Below are 17,564 nucleotides of genomic sequence, written 5' to 3' on the forward strand. Positions count from 1 at the left end.
CGCACGGCCTCCTTTTGACACTCTCCCCGCCCGTGCTACTGTCGCAGCCAACAAAGGATCATGAGTCCCGGTGCAAAGCTCTGGCTAACCGGGCGGCAACCCTCCTGCTGTAGTGGGGTGCCCCAGATGACGATCCGGCCGTCACGCAACCGCGTGGCTGGCAAGTACGGCGCACGGAAATCGACCTCCGGCGTCCTACCGCCGGAGGTTTTCTCATATGTCCGCACCCCTGACCGCCGTCCACCAGGACCTCACCGCGGCGGGCGCCGCGCCCTCGGGCACGTCCTGGCTGGTGCGCCGGCCCCGCCGTTCCACGCTCGTCTCGTTCGAGGTGTTCCCCCCGCGCCCCACCACGGACCCGGACACCGTGTGGCGCAGCATCGACGCCATGGCCCAGGCCGGACCGGACTTCTTCTCGGTCACGCACGGACACTCGGGCGGGCGCGGTGTCTCCCGCGAGGCCCTGCGGCACCTGCGCCGGACCACCCGCACGCCCGTGATGGCGCACTTCACGTGCGGCGGCACGGACCGCGCCGGACTGGAACGCTCCGTGGAGCATCTGCTGGACGACGGCGTGCGGGACCTCCTCGCACTGCGCGGGGACCCGCCCCTGGGTGCGGGTGAGTGGGTGACCCCTCCCGGGGGGATCGGCCGGGCCTCGGAGCTGGTGCGGCTCATCCGCGACGTCGAGCGGCGTCGTTTCGGGGACGGCTTCCGCCCCGGCACCCGGCCGCTGTCCGTGTCGGTGGCGTGCTACCCCTCCCCCGCGCGCGGCCGCGACTTCGAGGCGGACCTGGCTTCCCTGTGGGAGAAGCAGGAGGCCGGCGCTGACTACGCGATCACGCAGGTGCTGTACGAGCCCGAGGACTACGCCGCGTTCCTCGAGCGGGCGCGCTCCGAGGGGATCCACATTCCCGTGGTGGCCGGCCTGATGCCGCTGACCAACCCGAAACGGTTGCAGCGGATGACGGAGATCACCGGTGTGCCCGTGCCCGAGCGGCTCACCCGGTTCCTCACCGCGGGTTCCCCGGACGAGCTGCGGCACCGGGGCACCGCCGCCACGTTGACCCTGATCGACGACCTCCTGGACCTCGGCTGCGCCGGCTTCCACCTGTACACCTTCAACCGCCCGGACGCGGCGCTGACCATCCTGGAGCACCTGCGCGTGCGGGACGCCGCCCGCGAGTACCGGGGCCGCAGCCCCGCGGCCTGACCCGGGCAGCGTCGGGCGCCCCGCCTACATCGGAGACGCCCCGGCAGGCCCGGTGCCCGGCACGGCATCGTCACCAACCCACCCGTCCCGCCGCGGACCCACCCGCGGTGCGGCTGCCCCACACCCTTTTCCACCCCGGACCGACCCTCGCAAGGAGAGATCATGACCGTCACGAACCCCGCCACCCTGCCCGCCGCCACGATCCTGGGCTATCCGCGCATCGGCCCGGACCGCGAGCTCAAGCGTGCGCTCGAAGCCCACTGGAAGGATCCCGCCCGGCACCCCGCGAGCACCGTGGTGGACACGCTCGGCGCCCTGCGCGAACGCACCACCCTGCGGCTGCGGGAGCTCGGGCTCGGCGCCGAGCACGCCATCCCGTCCGAGGGCTTCGCCGTGGACCACGTGCTGGACACGGCCCTGGCCCTCGGCGCGGTCCCGGCCCGTTTCACTGCGGACGGCTACTCCCCCGCCGCCCCGGACACCCCCGAGGGCATCGGCCTGCTCACCGCGCTGTCCCGGGGCACGGACCGGCTGGAGCCGCTGGAGATGACCAAGTGGTTCGACACCAACTACCACTACTACGTCCCGGAGATCGGCCCGGACACCCCCCTCAGCGCGCACCCGGAGAGCCTCGTGGCCCGCTACCTGGACACCCTCCGGCGCACCGGGGTGCGGACCCGCCCCGTGCTCGTGGGTCCGGTGACCCTGCTGATGCTCTCCCGCCCGGAGACCACCGACGACGCCCCCGTGGATCCGCTGGGCCGCCTGGAGGACGTGGTGGGTCTCTACGTGCGGATCCTCTCGGAGCTCGCCGCGGCCGGTGTGCAGTGGGTGCAGCTGGACGAGCCCGCTCTCGCCGCGGACGGCTGGGCGGTGGAGCGCACCGAGATCGTGGCCGCCGTGGAGTCCGCCTACCGCCGGCTCACGTTCCCGGCGGACCGCCCCGCCGCACTCGTGACCGTGGGCTACGGGGATGCCGGTGGGGACGCCCTGCTGGCCCTGGCCCGTACGGATGCGGAGGCCCTGGCCGTGGACCTGGACCGCGGGGACGTCCCCGGTGCCGAGGCGCTGCGGGCGTGGGGCGAGCGCCCGGTCGTGGCCGGCGTCGTGGGCGGTCGCACCGTGTGGCGCACGGACCTGGCGGGCGCCACGGACACCCTGGACCGGTTGCGCGCCGCGGCCCGCGGCCCCGTGGCGGTGGGCACGGCCACGCCGCTGCTGCACGTCCCGCACGACGTCACCCAGGAGACCGGGCTGGACCCGGACGTGCGCAGCTGGGTGGCGTTCGCTGACCAGAAGGTCACCGAGGTGGTCGAGCTCGCGCGCGGCGTCGAGCACGGCTGGGAGGCGATCACGCAGACCCTGGAGACGGACGCCCGGATCCGCGCGGCCCGCGCCGCCCACCCGGCCACGCACCGGCCCGAGGTCCGCGAGCGCACCGCCGCGGTGCGCGGCGAGGACCGCGTGCGGGCTTCCGCCGTCGAGCGCCGGGCGGCGCAGCACGAGCGGCTGCGGCTGCCGCTGCTGCCCACCACCACCATCGGCTCGTTCCCGCAGACCACCGAGATCCGTGCGACCCGCGCTGCCCACCGCGCCGGGCGCCTGGACGACGCCGCCTACACGGAGGCGATCCGGCGGGAGATCGCCCGCACGGTGCGCGCGCAGGAGGAGCTGGGCCTGGACGTGCTGGTGCACGGCGAGCCGGAGCGCAACGACATGGTGCAGTACTTCGCGGAGGCCCTGGACGGCTTCGCGACCACGCGTCACGGCTGGGTGCAGTCCTACGGCTCGCGGTGCACGCGCCCGTCCATCCTGTTTGGGGACGTCTCCCGGCCCGCGCCCATCACCGTGGACTGGACCGGGTACGCGGCGTCGCTCACGGACCGTCCTGTGAAGGGCATGCTCACGGGTCCGGTGACGATCCTCGCGTGGTCCTTCGTGCGGGACGACGCCCCCGCGGCGGAGGTCGCGGACCAGGTGGCGCTGGCTCTGCGGGACGAGATCACGGACCTCGAGGCCGCCGGGACCGCCGTGGTCCAGGTGGACGAGCCAGCGCTGCGGGAGCTGCTGCCGCTGCGCGAGGCGGACCGCCCGGCGTACCTGGAGTGGTCCGTGGGGTCGTTCCGGCTGGCCACCGGAGCCGCCGCCCCGGACACGCAGATCCACACGCACCTGTGCTACTCGGAGTTCGAGACGGTGCTGGACGCGATCGAGGGCCTGGACGCGGACGTCACCACCCTGGAGGCCTCCCGCTCCGGCTCGGGCATCGTGGACGGGCTCGCCGCCGCGGACTTCCCGCGGGACGTGGGTCCCGGCGTGTGGGACATCCACTCCCCGCGCGTGCCCACGTTCGAGGAGGTCGCCGGGCGCGTGCGCCACGCCGCGCACGCCATCGGTGCCGACCGCGTGTGGGTCAACCCGGACTGCGGTCTGAAGACCCGCGCCTGGCCCGAGACGCGGGCCGCCCTGGACCGTCTGGTGGCCGCCGCGGTCACGGTGCGCGGCGAGCTCGCCCGCGCGGACCGGGACGGCCAGGGCAACGACGCCGCCCGGGCCGTCCCGCCCGGCACCGCCCCTGCGGGGGCCGCGGCCACGCGCTGAGGCGCACGGCCCACCACCGGAGCACCACCCGCGCGGCTCCCGCACCGGGAGCCGCGCGGCACCGAGGAACGGAGAATGTTATGAGCGCCACCACGGCTGCCCCACCACTGGGGACGCCCATCATCCAGCCCATCCACCACAGCGCGGCCTACGCGTTCGACACCCTCGCGGACGCCCGCGCCGTGTTCGCGCAGCGGGCCGGTGGGTACACGTACGCGCGGACGGGCAACCCGAACGTCGCGGCCCTGGAGGCCGAGATCGCCCGGCGCGAGGGCGGAGCGGGTGCCGTGGCGGCGTCGTCGGGCCAGGCGGCCGTGGCGCTGGCCCTGCTCACGCTCACGGGACCGGCGCGGGACGCCCACGCCGTGGTGTCCTCACGGCTCTACGGCGGGTCCGTGGACCTGCTCACGGACACCCTCGAGGACACCGGGCTCGAGGTGAGCTTCGCGGATCCCCGCGATCCGCGCGAGTGGGAGGACGCCGTGCGGGAGGGCACGCGCGTGTTCTTCCTGGAGTCCATCGCCAACCCGCTCACCGAGCTGCCCGAGCTGGAGGCGATCGCCCAGATCGCCCACCGTCACGGGGCGGCCGTGGTGGTGGACAACACCGTGGCCACCCCGCACCTGTACACCCCCGGGGAGCACGGGGCGGACTTCGTGGTGCACTCGGCCACCAAGTACCTGGCCGGGCACGGCGGACCGCTGGGCGGGCTGCTCGTGGCCACCGGGAGCTTCGACCCCACCAAGGATCCCGCTCGGTGGCCGTGGCTGACCGAACCGCGCCACCGCTGGGGCGGACGCTCCGCCGTGGAGACCTACGGCGCCGAGCGCGCGGTGCTGGGGGTGGCGCGGTGCAAGTACCTCAACGACCTTGGCCCGTGCCTGGGTGCCACCACCGCGCACGAGATCCTGCAGGGCATGGCCACCCTGGGAGTGCGGGTGGAGCGGCAGTCGGCCACGGCCGAGAGCCTGGCTGCAACGCTCGCGGCCCATCCCGCCGTGGAACGGGTGCACCACCCGGCCTCCGCCACGGGCCGCCAGCGCGAGCTGCTGAGGCACGGCGGGTACCGGGGCGCCGGAGGGGTGTTCTCCGTGGACCTCGCGGGCACCCCCGCACAGGTCGAGGACGTGGTGGACTCCCTGCGGCTGATCCGTCTGGCCGCCAACATCGGCGACGTCCGGACGCTCGTGGCCCACCCCGCGAGCATGACCCACTGCCGACTCACCCCCGAGCAGTTCCGGGCCAGCGGCATCACGGAACGAACCCTGCGTTTCACCGTGGGTCTCGAGGACGAGGCGGAGCTCACCGCGGACCTGTTCCGGGCGCTCTCGGTGATTGCGGAGCCCGCCCCGGGGTGGGAGACCGCGGCTGGGCGGGGGACCGCGGTAGCGGCCCCCTGAGCTGCGAGTCGGTTCGCGCGGGCGACGGACTGTCCTCGAACGCGCGAACCTTCCCGCCCGCGATGACCATTTTTCACCCCGGCGGCCACCGAGGCCCCCGGACCACACCTACCAGGAGACCCACGATGACACGCTCCACCGACACCCTGCGCGGCCTCGCCACACGGGCGATCCACGACGGCCAGCACCCCGATCCGACCACGGGCGCCGTGGTCCCGCCGATCTACCAGACCTCCACGTTCGTGCAGGACGGCGTGAACCAGTTCCGCGAGGGCGGCCACGAGTACAGCCGCGGATCCAACCCCACGCGCAACGGCTTCGAGGAGCAGCTGGCCTCGCTCGAGCACGGGACACGCGCGTTCGCGTTCTCCTCCGGCATGGCCGCGGAGGACGCCCTCCTGCGCGCAGTCCTGCAGCCGGGTGACCACGTGGTGCTCGCCGCGGACGTCTACGGCGGCACGTTCCGCCTGGTCGACCGGGTGCTCTCGGGCTGGGGGATCTCGCACAGCATCGTGCCCTCGGCCTCCGCGGACGACGCCGCCCGCACCGTCCGCCCCGGCAGCACCGCCGTGCTGTGGCTGGAAACCCCGTCCAACCCGCTGCTGCGGGTGGCGGACATCGCCGCGTGGGCGCGAGTGGCCGACGACGCCGGCGCGCTGCTCGTGGTGGACAACACCTTCGCGACCCCCGCCCTCCAGAACCCGCTGACGCTGGGCGCCCACGCGGTGGCCCACTCCACCACCAAGTACATCGGCGGCCACTCGGACGTGCTCGGCGGAGCCGTGGTGGTGAGGGACGCGCACTGGCGCGGCGAGACTCTCGCGGAACGGCTCGCGTTCCAGCAGTTCGCGTGCGGAGCCGTGGCCGGGCCCTTCGACGCGTTCCTCGCTGCCCGCGGACTCAAGACGTTGCCGCTGCGCATGGAGCGCCACTGCTCCAACGCTCTGGAGGTCGCGCACTTCCTGCGGTCCCGAGAGGACGTGGTGGAGGTCCACTACCCCGGCCTGGAGGATCACCCGCAGCACGACCTCGCGGCGCAGACCCTGCACGGCGGTTTCGGGGGCATCATCTCTTTCCGGCCCGCCGGCGGGCTCCGAGCAGCGCACGAGTTCGTGGCCGCCTCAGAGCTCTACAACCTGTCCGTGAGCCTGGGCGGGGTGGAGTCCCTGGCGTGCGTGCCGCACAGCATGACGCACGCCTCGCGGGTGGGCACCGCGTACGAGGTCCCCGAGGACCTGGTGCGGTTGTCCGTGGGGTTGGAGAGCATCGACGATCACCTGGCGGATCTGGACCGGGCTCTCGGGGCCGCATCGCAGGTGGGGTGGCGGGATGTGCCCTCTGTTGGTGGTGCCCGCCAGCGGGCGGCATAGACCGCGTGTTAAATGCGGGGAGGCCCCACACCTTACGGTGTGGGGCCTCAACCCTGTTCACAATAATTCCGGCGGTGACTTACTCTCCCACACCCTACCGAGTGCAGTACCATCAGCGCTGTGGGTCTTAGCTACCGGGTTCGGGATGGGACCGGGCGTTTCCCCCACGCTATAACCACCGGAAACCTGCACCACCCCACACAACCGGGGGCGGAAACCTGGTTCCCGTGCCTACCACGGGTCAAACCTGTATTCCTCTGTCAACCACACACCCACACCCCCCACAACGGGGGGCCGGGGTTGTTGGTGGTCAACCACATAGTGAACGCGAACACCACACTCTTGATGACAGATCGTGTGTGTATAAGTCTTCGGTGTATTAGTACCAGTCAGCTCCACGCCTTACAACGCTTCCACACCTGGCCTATCAACCCAGTCGTCTACTGGGCACCTCACACCCCACAAAGGGGGTCAGGAAATCTCATCTCGGAGCAAGCTTCCCGCTTAGATGCTTTCAGCGGTTATCAATCCCGAACGTAGCTAATCAGCGATGCTCCTGGCGGAACAACTGACATACCAGAGGTTCGTCCGTCCCGGTCCTCTCGTACTAAGGACAGGCCTCCACAAATTTCCAACGCACGCAGCGGATAGGGACCGAACTGTCTCACGACGTTCTGAACCCAGCTCGCGTACCGCTTTAATGGGCGAACAGCCCAACCCTTGGGACCAACTCCAGCCCCAGGATGCGACGAGCCGACATCGAGGTGCCAAACCATGCCGTCGATATGGACTCTTGGGCAAGATCAGCCTGTTATCCCCGAGGTACCTTTTATCCGTTGAGCGACGGCCATTCCACAATGTACCGCCGGATCACTAGTCCCGACTTTCGTCCCTGCTCGAGCTGTCACTCTCACAGTCAAGCTCCCTTGTGCACTTACACTCAACACCTGATTGCCGACCAGGCTGAGGGAACCTTTGGGCGCCTCCGTTACTCTTTAGGAGGCAACCGCCCCAGTTAAACTACCCATCAGGCACTGTCCCTGACCCGGATCACGGGCCGAAGTTAGATGTCCAGAGTGACCAGAGTGGTATTTCAACAACGACTCCACCACCACTAGCGTGATAGCTTCACAGTCTCCCACCTATCCTACACAAGCCACACCGAACACCAATACCAAACTATAGTAAAGGTCTCGGGGTCTTTCCGTCCTGCTGCGCGAAACGAGCATCTTTACTCGTACTGCAATTTCGCCGAGTTCATGGTTGAGACAGTAGGGAAGTCGTTACTCCATTCGTGCAGGTCGGAACTTACCCGACAAGGAATTTCGCTACCTTAGGATGGTTATAGTTACCACCGCCGTTTACTGGGGCTTAAATTCTCCGCTTCGACCCCGAAGGGTCTAACAGGTCCTCTTAACCTTCCAGCACCGGGCAGGAGTCAGTCCGTATACATCGTCTTACGACTTCGCACGGACCTGTGTTTTTGATAAACAGTCGCTTCCCCCTAGCCTCTGCGACCCCACCCAGCTCACACAGCACGTGTGCTCACCAGACAGGGCCCCCCTTCTCCCGAAGTTACGGGGGCATTTTGCCGAGTTCCTTAACCATGATTCTCTCGAACGCCTTAGTATTCTCTACCTGATCACCTGTGTCGGTTTGGGGTACGGGCGACTAGAACCTCACGTCGATGCTTTTCTTGGCAGCATAGGATCACCGAATTCTCTCACCTAAGAGAGTCCCATCACATCTCAGGCACACAACCCGCGGATTTACCAACGGGTCACCCTACATGCTTAGACCAGGACAACCATCGCCTGGCTCGGCTACCTTCCTGCGTCACACCTGTTAACACGTTTACCTCCCCGGATCAGGTCCCAGCCTCACCACACACCCCGCGACCCACAAGGGGTCACGGTCATGGTGGCTCGGGTGGTTAGTATCCCCGGCTCAGTAGGGTCGGTTCTTCATCGGTACGGGAATATCAACCCGTTGTCCATCGACTACGCCTGTCGGCCTCGCCTTAGGTCCCGACTCACCCAGGGCAGATTAGCTTGACCCTGGAACCCTTGATCATCCGGCGGACGGGTTTCTCACCCGTCTATCGCTACTCATGCCTGCATTCTCACTCGTTGAGGTTCCACCACTGGGTCACCCCGCAGCTTCACTACCCCAACGACGCTCCCCTACCCACAACACCACCTCAACCACAAACGGCTCAGCTAACGGTGTCATGCCACAACTTCGGCGGTGTACTTGAGCCCCGCTACATTATCGGCGCGGAATCACTTGACCAGTGAGCTATTACGCACTCTTTCAAGGGTGGCTGCTTCTAAGCCAACCTCCTGGTTGTCTCAGCAACTCCACATCCTTTCCCACTTAGCACACGCTTAGGGGCCTTAGTTGATGGTCTGGGCTGTTTCCCTTTCGACTATGAAGCTTATCCCCCACAGTCTCACTGCCACGCTTACACTTGACTGGCATTCGGAGTTTGGTTGACGTCAGTAACCTTGTAGGGCCCATCAGCCATCCAGTAGCTCTACCTCCAGCAAGCAACACGCAACGCTGCACCTAAATGCATTTCGGGGAGAACCAGCTATCACGGAGTTTGATTGGCCTTTCACCCCTACCCACAGCTCATCCCCTCCATTTTCAACTGAAGTGGGTTCGGTCCTCCACGCGCTCTTACACGCGCTTCAACCTGGCCATGGGTAGATCACTCCGCTTCGGGTCTAGATCACGCCACTCACAACGCCCTATTCAGACTCGCTTTCGCTACGACTACCCCACACGGGTTAATCTCGCGACGTAACACTAACTCGCAGGCTCATTCTTCAAAAGGCACGCTGTCACCCCAAAAGGCTCCAACGGCTTGTAAGCACACGGTTTCAGGTACTATTTCACTCCCCTCCCGGGGTACTTTTCACCATTCCCTCACGGTACTGATCCGCTATCGGTCATCAGGAAGTATTCAGGCTTACCAGGTGGTCCTGGCAGATTCACACGAGATTTCACGGGCCCCGTGCTACTCGGGAACAACGTCACACCACGACAATGACAGTTTCGTCTACGGGACTCACACCCCCTACGGTCTGGCACTCACCACCAGTTCGACTACCACCACGCCACAGCGCCCAGGGTGGCGACCCCAGGAACAACGCATCCCACAACCCCGATCATGCAACCCTCGCCAGGTATCACACACAACCGGTTTAGCCACCATCCGCTTTCGCTCGCCACTACTCACGGAATCACTGTTGTTTTCTCTTCCTATGGGTACTGAGATGTTTCACTTCCCCACGTTCCTCCTCGCACCCTATGAATTCAGATACGAGTGACCACGCATGATACGCAGCCGGGTTACCCCATTCGGAGACCCTCGGATCACAGCTCGTTTATCAGCTCCCCGAGGCTTATCGCAGATTTCCACGTCCTTCATCAGCTCCTGATGCCAAGGCATCCACCGTGTGCTCGTAACAACTTATACGCCACACAACACAAATAAATCATCAAAGAACACACCACACACCCTTCCAGGTGCGCGGCGTCAAAGATGCTCGCGTCCACTATGTAGTTGACAAACAACAACCCACCAACACCACCCCACCAGGAAAACCATCCCAGTCTCGTGATGCTGCGGGAAACCAACCAACACTGACGTGTTGATCGACAACCCAACAATGTGCCACCACGCCGCCACCCCAACACCACCACCAGAACTCGTGTCCGGCCGTGTTCCCGTGTCAGGGCACAGCGTGTCCGCTTGCTGATATTCCACCCATGAGCATCAACCACACCCCGCCGAAAATGACGAGGATCGTGGGTGCCGGCCACACGGCCAGCCACAGTGCTCCTTAGAAAGGAGGTGATCCAGCCGCACCTTCCGGTACGGCTACCTTGTTACGACTTAGTCCCAATCGCCAGTCCCACCTTCGACGGCTCCCCCCACAAGGGTTAGGCCACCGGCTTCGGGTGTTACCAACTTTCGTGACTTGACGGGCGGTGTGTACAAGGCCCGGGAACGTATTCACCGCAGCGTTGCTGATCTGCGATTACTAGCGACTCCGACTTCACGTGGTCGAGTTGCAGACCACGATCCGAACTGAGACCAGCTTTTTGGGATTAGCTCCACCTCACGGCATCGCAACCCATTGTACTGGCCATTGTAGCATGCGTGAAGCCCAAGACATAAGGGGCATGATGATTTGACGTCATCCCCACCTTCCTCCGAGTTGACCCCGGCAGTCTCCTATGAGTCCCCACCATCACGTGCTGGCAACATAGAACGAGGGTTGCGCTCGTTGCGGGACTTAACCCAACATCTCACGACACGAGCTGACGACAACCATGCACCACCTGTACACCAGCCCCACAAGGGGGAAAGACCATCTCTGGCCCGGTCCGGTGTATGTCAAGCCTTGGTAAGGTTCTTCGCGTTGCATCGAATTAATCCGCATGCTCCGCCGCTTGTGCGGGCCCCCGTCAATTCCTTTGAGTTTTAGCCTTGCGGCCGTACTCCCCAGGCGGGGCACTTAATGCGTTAGCTACGGCGCGGAAAACGTGGAATGTTCCCCACACCTAGTGCCCAACGTTTACGGCATGGACTACCAGGGTATCTAATCCTGTTCGCTCCCCATGCTTTCGCTCCTCAGCGTCAGTAACAGCCCAGAGACCTGCCTTCGCCATCGGTGTTCCTCCTGATATCTGCGCATTTCACCGCTACACCAGGAATTCCAGTCTCCCCTACTGCACTCAAGTCTGCCCGTACCCACTGCACACCCGGGGTTAAGCCCCGGGCTTTCACAGCAGACGCGACAAACCGCCTACGAGCTCTTTACGCCCAATAATTCCGGACAACGCTTGCGCCCTACGTATTACCGCGGCTGCTGGCACGTAGTTAGCCGGCGCTTCTTCTGCACGTACCGTCACTCTCGCTTCTTCCGTGCTGAAAGAGGTTTACAACCCGAAGGCCGTCATCCCTCACGCGGCGTCGCTGCATCAGGCTTCCGCCCATTGTGCAATATTCCCCACTGCTGCCTCCCGTAGGAGTCTGGGCCGTGTCTCAGTCCCAGTGTGGCCGGTCACCCTCTCAGGCCGGCTACCCGTCGTCGCCTTGGTGAGCCATTACCCCACCAACAAGCTGATAGGCCGTGAGCCCATCCAAAACCAGTAAAACCCTTTCCACAACACACCATGCGATGCGCCGTCGTATCCAGTATTAGACCCAGTTTCCCAGGCTTATCCCAGAGTCAAGGGCAGGTTACTCACGTATTACTCACCCGTTCGCCACTCATCCACCCAGTGCAAGCACCAAGCTTCAGCGTTCGACTTGCATGTGTTAAGCACGCCGCCAGCGTTCGTCCTGAGCCAGGATCAAACTCTCCGTCAAAAAATTCAACAGAAACCACCCACCACACCTACGTGCGGCCGGTAGGATCCCAGCTGACACCCAACACCCCCAGGAAACGGGAAAACACCTGAAAAGGCATCGGGCCATCAACCAAAAAATAAAACTTTGGTATCAACAAACTAGACACACTATTGAGTTGACAAACAACACACCACATCTAAACCCTGATCCAGGGCTTTGGATTGGAAGTTTGCGTTGCCGCGATTCGGAAGCTTCGTGGCTGTCCTGTTGGCAACTCGACTAGCTTATCCGTTCCTCATCCGGTCCGCAACTCTGCGTTCTCACGCGGTTGGTTCCTGTGGAGGAAGGGGGCTGGTCGACCGTCCAGGTCAGCTCTTCGCTGTCCGTCCTTGCGGCGACTCGGAATACATTACACACGGCCGCTGACCTGCGCAAAACGGGGGCCCCAGCCTGCCGGTCAGTCCCGCAGCAGGTTCTTGCGCACCTTGCCCGTGGCCGTGCGGGGCAGCTCATCGGTGAAGGTGACGCTGTCCGGCACCTTGAACCCGCTCAGTTGGGACCGGACGTGCTCCCGGAGCTGCTCCTCGCTCACGGTGGAGCCGCCCGCCCGCACCACGTGGGCCACCGGCCGTTCACCCCACTTCTCGTGCGGCACACCCACCACGGCCACGTCCAGGACGTCCGGGTGCGAGTAGAGCGCCTGCTCCACCTCGATGGAGGAGATGTTCTCGCCCCCGGAGATGATCACGTCCTTGGCGCGGTCCGTGAGCTGGATGTACCCGTTCGGGTGCATGACGCCCAGGTCCCCGGTGTGGAACCACCCGCCGTCGAAGGCCTTCCGGGTGGCGGTGACGTCCCGGTAGTAGCCGATCATCACGTTGTTCCCGCGCAGCACGACCTCCCCGAGGCTCTCGCCGTCCGCGGGGACGTCCTGCATCTCGGGATCCACCACCCGTGCGGACTCCGCCTGGATCATCGCGACGCCCTGTCGGGACATCTGCCGCGCCCGCTCCGAGGCCGGCAGCTCCGCCCACTGCTCCTGGGGTTCGCAGATGGTGATGGGGCCGAACACCTCGGTGAGGCCGTAGACGTGCACGATGTCGAAACCCGCCTGCTCCAGCCGTTCGATGATGCTCGGCGCCGGCGGAGCTCCCGCCGTGGTGATGCGGATGCGACGGTCGAGCGGGTGGGCCTCCTGGGCGTCCACGATGGTGGAGCACACCGCCGGGGCCCCGCACAGGTGGGTGATGGCGTGCTCGTCGAACGCGCTCCACACGTCCTGCGCCCGCACGGCGCGCAGGCACACGTGCGTCCCGCCCGCCGCCGTCACGGCCCAGGTGGTGCACCACCCGTTGCAGTGGAACATGGGCAGGGTCCACAGGTAGCGGGTGTCCCCGGTGAACCCGTTGTGGAACACCTCTCCCAGACTGTTGAGGTAGGCGCCGCGGTGAGAGTAGAGCACCCCCTTGGGCCGACCGGTGGTCCCGGACGTGTAGTTCAGGGTGATGGGAGCGTTCTCGTCCACCACGCCACGGCGCACGACGCCGCCATCGGTCTTCTCCGCGCTGCCTGCGTGGCGCACCGGGGCGTCCAGGAACTCCTCGAACGTGGGGACTCCGGCGCCCGCGCCGTCACGGACGGCCGGCAGCCCGGCCTGCTCGTCGGGGACCTGCACGAGGCGGACCCCGGTGCGGTCGCCCATCGCCTCCGCGACCGTGTCCAGCACCGAGACGTCCGCGAGCACCACCCGGGCTCCGCAGTGCTCGAGGATGTACTGCAGCTCCCGGGCGCTGAGCCGTGGATTGAGGGGGACCAGCACGGCCCCCGCCGCGGGCACGGCGTAGTGCGCCATCAGAGCCGCCGGCACGTTGGGGGCCACCACTGCGACGGTGGGCCACTCCCGTTCCAGGAACTCGGCCCCCTGGAAGTCCTCCTCCGCGGCGCGCCGGCCCGCACCGTTCGAACGGTCGCCCTCGCCGGTTGCGCCGGAGGACTCCGCAGGAGCGTCCGCCAGCAGAGGACGCAGCGCCGCGGCGAAGCGCTGGACGTCCCGGTCGAACTGCCGGTAGCTCCATTCCTGGGAACCGTGGACCACGGCGCGGCGGTCGGGGAAGACCTCCGCGCTGCGCTCCAGGAAGCGCAGGGGGGTCAGCGGCTCGGTGTTCGCGAACATGGTGCTCCTGGATCGGTGGCGGGCCGGGTGCGCCCCGCGAGACTCACTTGTACGCGGAGATCCCCGTGATGGACTTGCCGATGATGAGGGCCTGGACGGTCTCCGTGCCCTCGTACGTGTGGATGGCCTCAATGTCCGCGAAGTGCCGTGCCACCCGGTTCTCCATGAGGATCCCGTTGCCGCCCAGCAGGTCGCGGGCGTTCATGGCCACCTGGCGGGCCGTGCGGGTGGCGGTGTACTTGGCGAGGGACGCCTGCGGCCCGCTCAGTGTGCCCGCCTCCTCCTTGCGTGCCATGGCCATCACCAGCGTCTGGATCTGGGTGAGCTCACTGAGCATGCGGGTGAGCCGCTCCTGCACGATCTGCGACGCCGCCAGCGGGCGCCCGAACTGGTGGCGCTGCATGGCATAGTGCACCGCGGTCTCGTAGCACGCCTGGGCGTGACCCACCGCGGCCCACGCCACCCCGATGCGGGTGGCGAACAGCACGGCCGAGGTGTCGCGGAAGTTCTTGGCGTGGGGCAGCACGTTCTCGGTGGGCACGAACACGTTCTCGAGCGTGATCTCCGCCTGGTGGATGGCGCGCAGTGCGAGCTTGGCCTTCATGGTGGTGCCCGTGTAGCCCTCGGACTCCTGGGGGACCACGAAGCCGTGGACCGCGCCGTCCTCGTCGCTGCGGGCCCACACCACGGTGATCCCGCCCATGGAGCCGTTGCCGATCCACTTCTTGGCGCCGTTGAGGATGTAGCCGCCCTCCACCGGCGTGGCCCGGCTCTCGAGCCCGATGGAGTCCGAGCCGTGCGCCGGCTCGGTCAGCGCGAACGCGCCGAGCAGCTTGCCCGTGGCCATGTCCGGCAGCCACCGCTGCTTCTGCTCCTCGCTGCCGCACAGGGCGATGGACCGCATGGCCAGCCCACCCTGCACACCGGACACGGTGGAGATGGAGCCGTCCCCGCGGGAGAGCTCCATGGCCACCAGGCCCGCAGCCATCTTGGACATGGGGGGCATCCCGGGGACCTCCACTCCATCGCGCAACAGGTCCATCTCGCCCATGCGCCGCACGAGGTCCAGGTTGTACTCGCCACGGTCCCAGTACTCCGCGATAACGGGCAGGACTTCCTCCTGCACGAATGTGCGGGCCCGCAGCTGGTGGGCGCGGTCCTCTTCCGAGACACCCTCGTAGATCCCGGCCTCGTCCGTGGCCAGGGGCTCGTTGAGGTCGTAGTGCGGCTCGAGCGTGCCCGTGGGGAAGTCCTCGGGGTGCTCGATGGTGATGCCAGTGGTCTCCGTGCTGTCCTTGCTCATGATGACTCCTCGATCCTTGCTGGAAGCTGCTACTGCTGGGCGGCGTCGAACCGGGCACCGCGGATGCGCTCGGCCGCGCCGCAGCGGTCCAGGTACGGGGTGATGCCGCCGAGGTGGAAGGGGTAGTTGGCGCCGAGAATCATGCAGAGGTCGATGTCCCGGGCCGAGGCCACCACGCCCTCGTCCAGCATGTAGCCGATCTCCTCCGCGAGCGCGTCCTGCACGCGAGTGAGCAGCTGGCCGCCGGCGCCGTCGCCGGACTGCGCCGTGACGCCGTTCTCGCGCCGCGTGCGCTCCAGGGCTTCGTTGGCGCCCTCGGACAGGTAGGTCTCGGAGGACTCCCCGCGGGCCGGCAGGGTGTTCTTGAGACCGGCGTCCGCCACGGCGTCCAGCCACGGGGAGAGCGTGAAGCGCTGCGGGTAGGCGTCGTTCATGGTGTGGGTGATGTGCACCAGCACGGCGGGGCCCACGAAGTCCAGCAGCTGCAGGGGGGTCATGGGAAGCCCCATGGCGTCCAGGGCGTGGTCCACGGTCTCGGGGTCTCCCCCGGCGTCCATGGCGCGGCCGATCGAGTCGAACATGCGCGTGAGCACGCGGTTGACCACGAAGCTCGGGGCGTCCTCCACGCGCACGGCGATGCGACGCAGCTTGGCCGCGAGGTCGAACGCGGTGGCCAGGGTGGAGTCGTCGGTCTTCTCGCCCGCCACGATCTCAAGCAGGGGGGTGACCTCCACGGGGTTGAACACGTGGAAGCCCACGAGTCGCTCCGGGTGCTGCAGGTCCCGGCCCATGGCGGTGATGGAGAGGGAGGAGGTGTTGGTCGCGAGAATCGCGTCCTCCTTGATGACCGGTTCCCACTGGGCGAAGACCTGGCGCTTGACGTCCAGCTCCTCGAACACGGCCTCGATCACGAAGTCCGCGTCCGCGAGGTCCTCCGGGCTCCGGGCGCCCGTGATGAGCGAGCCGAGCTGCTCGGCCTGCTCCGGGGTCATCCGGCCCTTCTCCGCCTGAGCCGCGAAGCGGTCCCGGGTGCGCTGCACACCGGCGGCCAGGCGCTCGTCGTCGAGGTCGGTCATGACCACCGGGATGCGCGCGCCCTGGGCGATGAGGGACGCCAGCTGGCCCGCCATGAGGCCCGCGCCGATCACGGCGGCCTTCTTGATCTCGCGGACGGGGGCGTCCGGGACGTTGGCGGCCTGCTTGCTGCGCGCGCTCACGAGCTCGAACGCGTACAGGGACGCGCGGGCGGCGTCGGACTGCACGATCTGCGTGAACGCCTCCACGGCGGCCTCGCCGTTGACCACGCGGGACTCGGTGCGCGCGCGGCCCACGAGCTCGATGGCAGCCACCGGGCCGGGGGCGGCACCGTGCCAGGCGCTCTCGGCCTTCGCGGCGGCCTTCTCCACGGCGGCGGTCCAGGTCTGCTCGTCGTCGGTGGTGCGGCGGGGTTCGTGCTTGCCCTCGAGGGTCTCCACGACCCAGGTCTGCCACGAGGTCTCCCACTCGTCCGTGCCGGGGGCACCGTTCAGCACGGCGTCCACGAGACCGATCTGAGCGGCCTTGGCGGGGTTGAGGTTCTTACCGCGCATCGAGTCCGTGACGATGATGCTGAGCGCGGCCTCCGCGCCCACGAGGTGCGGCAGCAGGTAGACGCCGCCCCAGCCGGGGAAGAACCCGAGGTGGCACTCGGGCAGGCCCATGGGTGCCTTGCCCGAGGTGGAGAGGCGGTAGTCCGTGTGCAGCGCGAGCTCCAGGCCGCCGCCCAGGGCCACGCCCGTGATGAGCGAGAACGTGGGGACGTCCATCTCCGCGAGCACCCCGAAGGCGTCGTGGCCCGAGCCCACGTACTCGTCCGAGGTGCCGCTGAGCTGGGCCGCGCGGATCTCCTTGAGGTTGGCTCCGGCGCCGAAGGACTTGGTGTTGCCGGTGACCACCACGGCCTCCACCTGGGAGGTGTCGATCGCGGACAGCTCGCGCTGCAGATCCCGCATGGCCTCCGAACCCCAGATCACCAGCCCGTTGGGTGCCGTGGAGTCCAGGGACACCAGCGCGATGGGCTTCTCCCGGCCCGGCAGCACCGGGTGGGTCACGGTGATGGTCACGGTGGATGGGAAGGACTGATCGCTCACGCTTGCT

At 67.0% G+C, this 17,564-nt stretch carries 7 protein-coding genes, 3 rRNA genes and 1 riboswitch; of the genes, 4 read left to right on the forward strand and 6 right to left on the reverse strand.

All coding sequences use genetic code 11. The features are described 5' to 3' along the window. The first annotated feature begins 56 nt into the window (after window positions 1-56). Window positions 57-173, forward strand: a riboswitch (SAM riboswitch). Window positions 174-217: 44 nt separating this feature from the next. The 4 genes from DNL27_RS11275 (at window position 218) to DNL27_RS11290 (ending at window position 6,584) form a co-directional block, all read left to right on the forward strand. Beyond that, window positions 218-1,213 carry a methylenetetrahydrofolate reductase gene (locus tag DNL27_RS11275; protein WP_012399158.1) on the forward strand — a complete coding sequence of 332 codons (996 nt, stop codon included), beginning with the start codon at window positions 218-220 and terminating at the stop codon, window positions 1,211-1,213. A 162-nt stretch (window positions 1,214-1,375) separates the two neighbouring features. Beyond that, window positions 1,376-3,814: a 5-methyltetrahydropteroyltriglutamate--homocysteine S-methyltransferase gene (metE, locus tag DNL27_RS11280; protein ID WP_112235596.1), complete on the forward strand. Its 2,439-nt coding sequence runs from the start codon at window positions 1,376-1,378 to the stop codon at window positions 3,812-3,814. Window positions 3,815-3,894: 80 nt separating this feature from the next. Then, window positions 3,895-5,214: an aminotransferase class V-fold PLP-dependent enzyme gene (locus DNL27_RS11285; RefSeq protein WP_112235597.1), complete on the forward strand. Its 1,320-nt coding sequence runs from the start codon at window positions 3,895-3,897 to the stop codon at window positions 5,212-5,214. Window positions 5,215-5,339: 125 nt separating this feature from the next. Continuing rightward, entirely contained in the window at window positions 5,340-6,584 is a 1,245-nt protein-coding gene (locus DNL27_RS11290; RefSeq protein ID WP_112235598.1) for a cystathionine gamma-synthase, read from the forward strand. A gap of 66 nt (window positions 6,585-6,650) precedes the next feature. Here the strand turns inward: DNL27_RS11290 and rrf are convergent. From rrf to DNL27_RS11320, 6 genes are all read right to left on the reverse strand, one after another. Further along, window positions 6,651-6,767 (reverse strand): 5S ribosomal RNA (rrf, locus tag DNL27_RS11295). A 176-nt stretch (window positions 6,768-6,943) separates the two neighbouring features. Then, window positions 6,944-10,068: ribosomal RNA gene (locus tag DNL27_RS11300) — 23S ribosomal RNA — on the reverse strand. A 371-nt stretch (window positions 10,069-10,439) separates the two neighbouring features. Then, window positions 10,440-11,970: ribosomal RNA gene (locus tag DNL27_RS11305) — 16S ribosomal RNA — on the reverse strand. Together the 16S, 23S and 5S rRNA genes form the textbook arrangement of a ribosomal RNA operon. A gap of 439 nt (window positions 11,971-12,409) precedes the next feature. Then, entirely contained in the window at window positions 12,410-14,125 is a 1,716-nt protein-coding gene (locus DNL27_RS11310; RefSeq protein WP_112235599.1) for an AMP-binding protein, read from the reverse strand. 43 nt (window positions 14,126-14,168) lie between these two features. Further along, window positions 14,169-15,428 carry an acyl-CoA dehydrogenase family protein gene (locus tag DNL27_RS11315; protein ID WP_012399163.1) on the reverse strand — a complete coding sequence of 420 codons (1,260 nt, stop codon included), beginning with the start codon at window positions 15,426-15,428 and terminating at the stop codon, window positions 14,169-14,171. 29 nt (window positions 15,429-15,457) lie between these two features. Then, on the reverse strand, window positions 15,458-17,557 hold the full coding sequence (locus DNL27_RS11320; RefSeq protein WP_112235600.1) for a 3-hydroxyacyl-CoA dehydrogenase NAD-binding domain-containing protein: 2,100 nt from the start codon (window positions 17,555-17,557) through the stop codon (window positions 15,458-15,460). Window positions 17,558-17,564: the final 7 nt, after the last annotated feature.

It is taken from the genome of Kocuria sp. BT304 (assembly GCF_003290245.1).
GTDB lineage: Bacteria > Actinomycetota > Actinomycetes > Actinomycetales > Micrococcaceae > Kocuria > Kocuria rhizophila_A.

Bases quoted from the DNA above. Each gene is read 5' to 3' on its own strand.
- DNL27_RS11290 (WP_112235598.1), top strand. From the start codon at position 5,340: ATGACACGCTCCACCGACACCCTGCGCGGCCTCGCCACACGGGCGATC.
- DNL27_RS11285 (WP_112235597.1), top strand. From the start codon at position 3,895: ATGAGCGCCACCACGGCTGCCCCACCACTGGGGACGCCCATCATCCAG.
- metE (WP_112235596.1), top strand. From the start codon at position 1,376: ATGACCGTCACGAACCCCGCCACCCTGCCCGCCGCCACGATCCTGGGC.
- DNL27_RS11275 (WP_012399158.1), top strand. From the start codon at position 218: ATGTCCGCACCCCTGACCGCCGTCCACCAGGACCTCACCGCGGCGGGC.
- DNL27_RS11315 (WP_012399163.1), bottom strand. From the start codon at position 15,428: ATGAGCAAGGACAGCACGGAGACCACTGGCATCACCATCGAGCACCCC.
- DNL27_RS11310 (WP_112235599.1), bottom strand. From the start codon at position 14,125: ATGTTCGCGAACACCGAGCCGCTGACCCCCCTGCGCTTCCTGGAGCGC.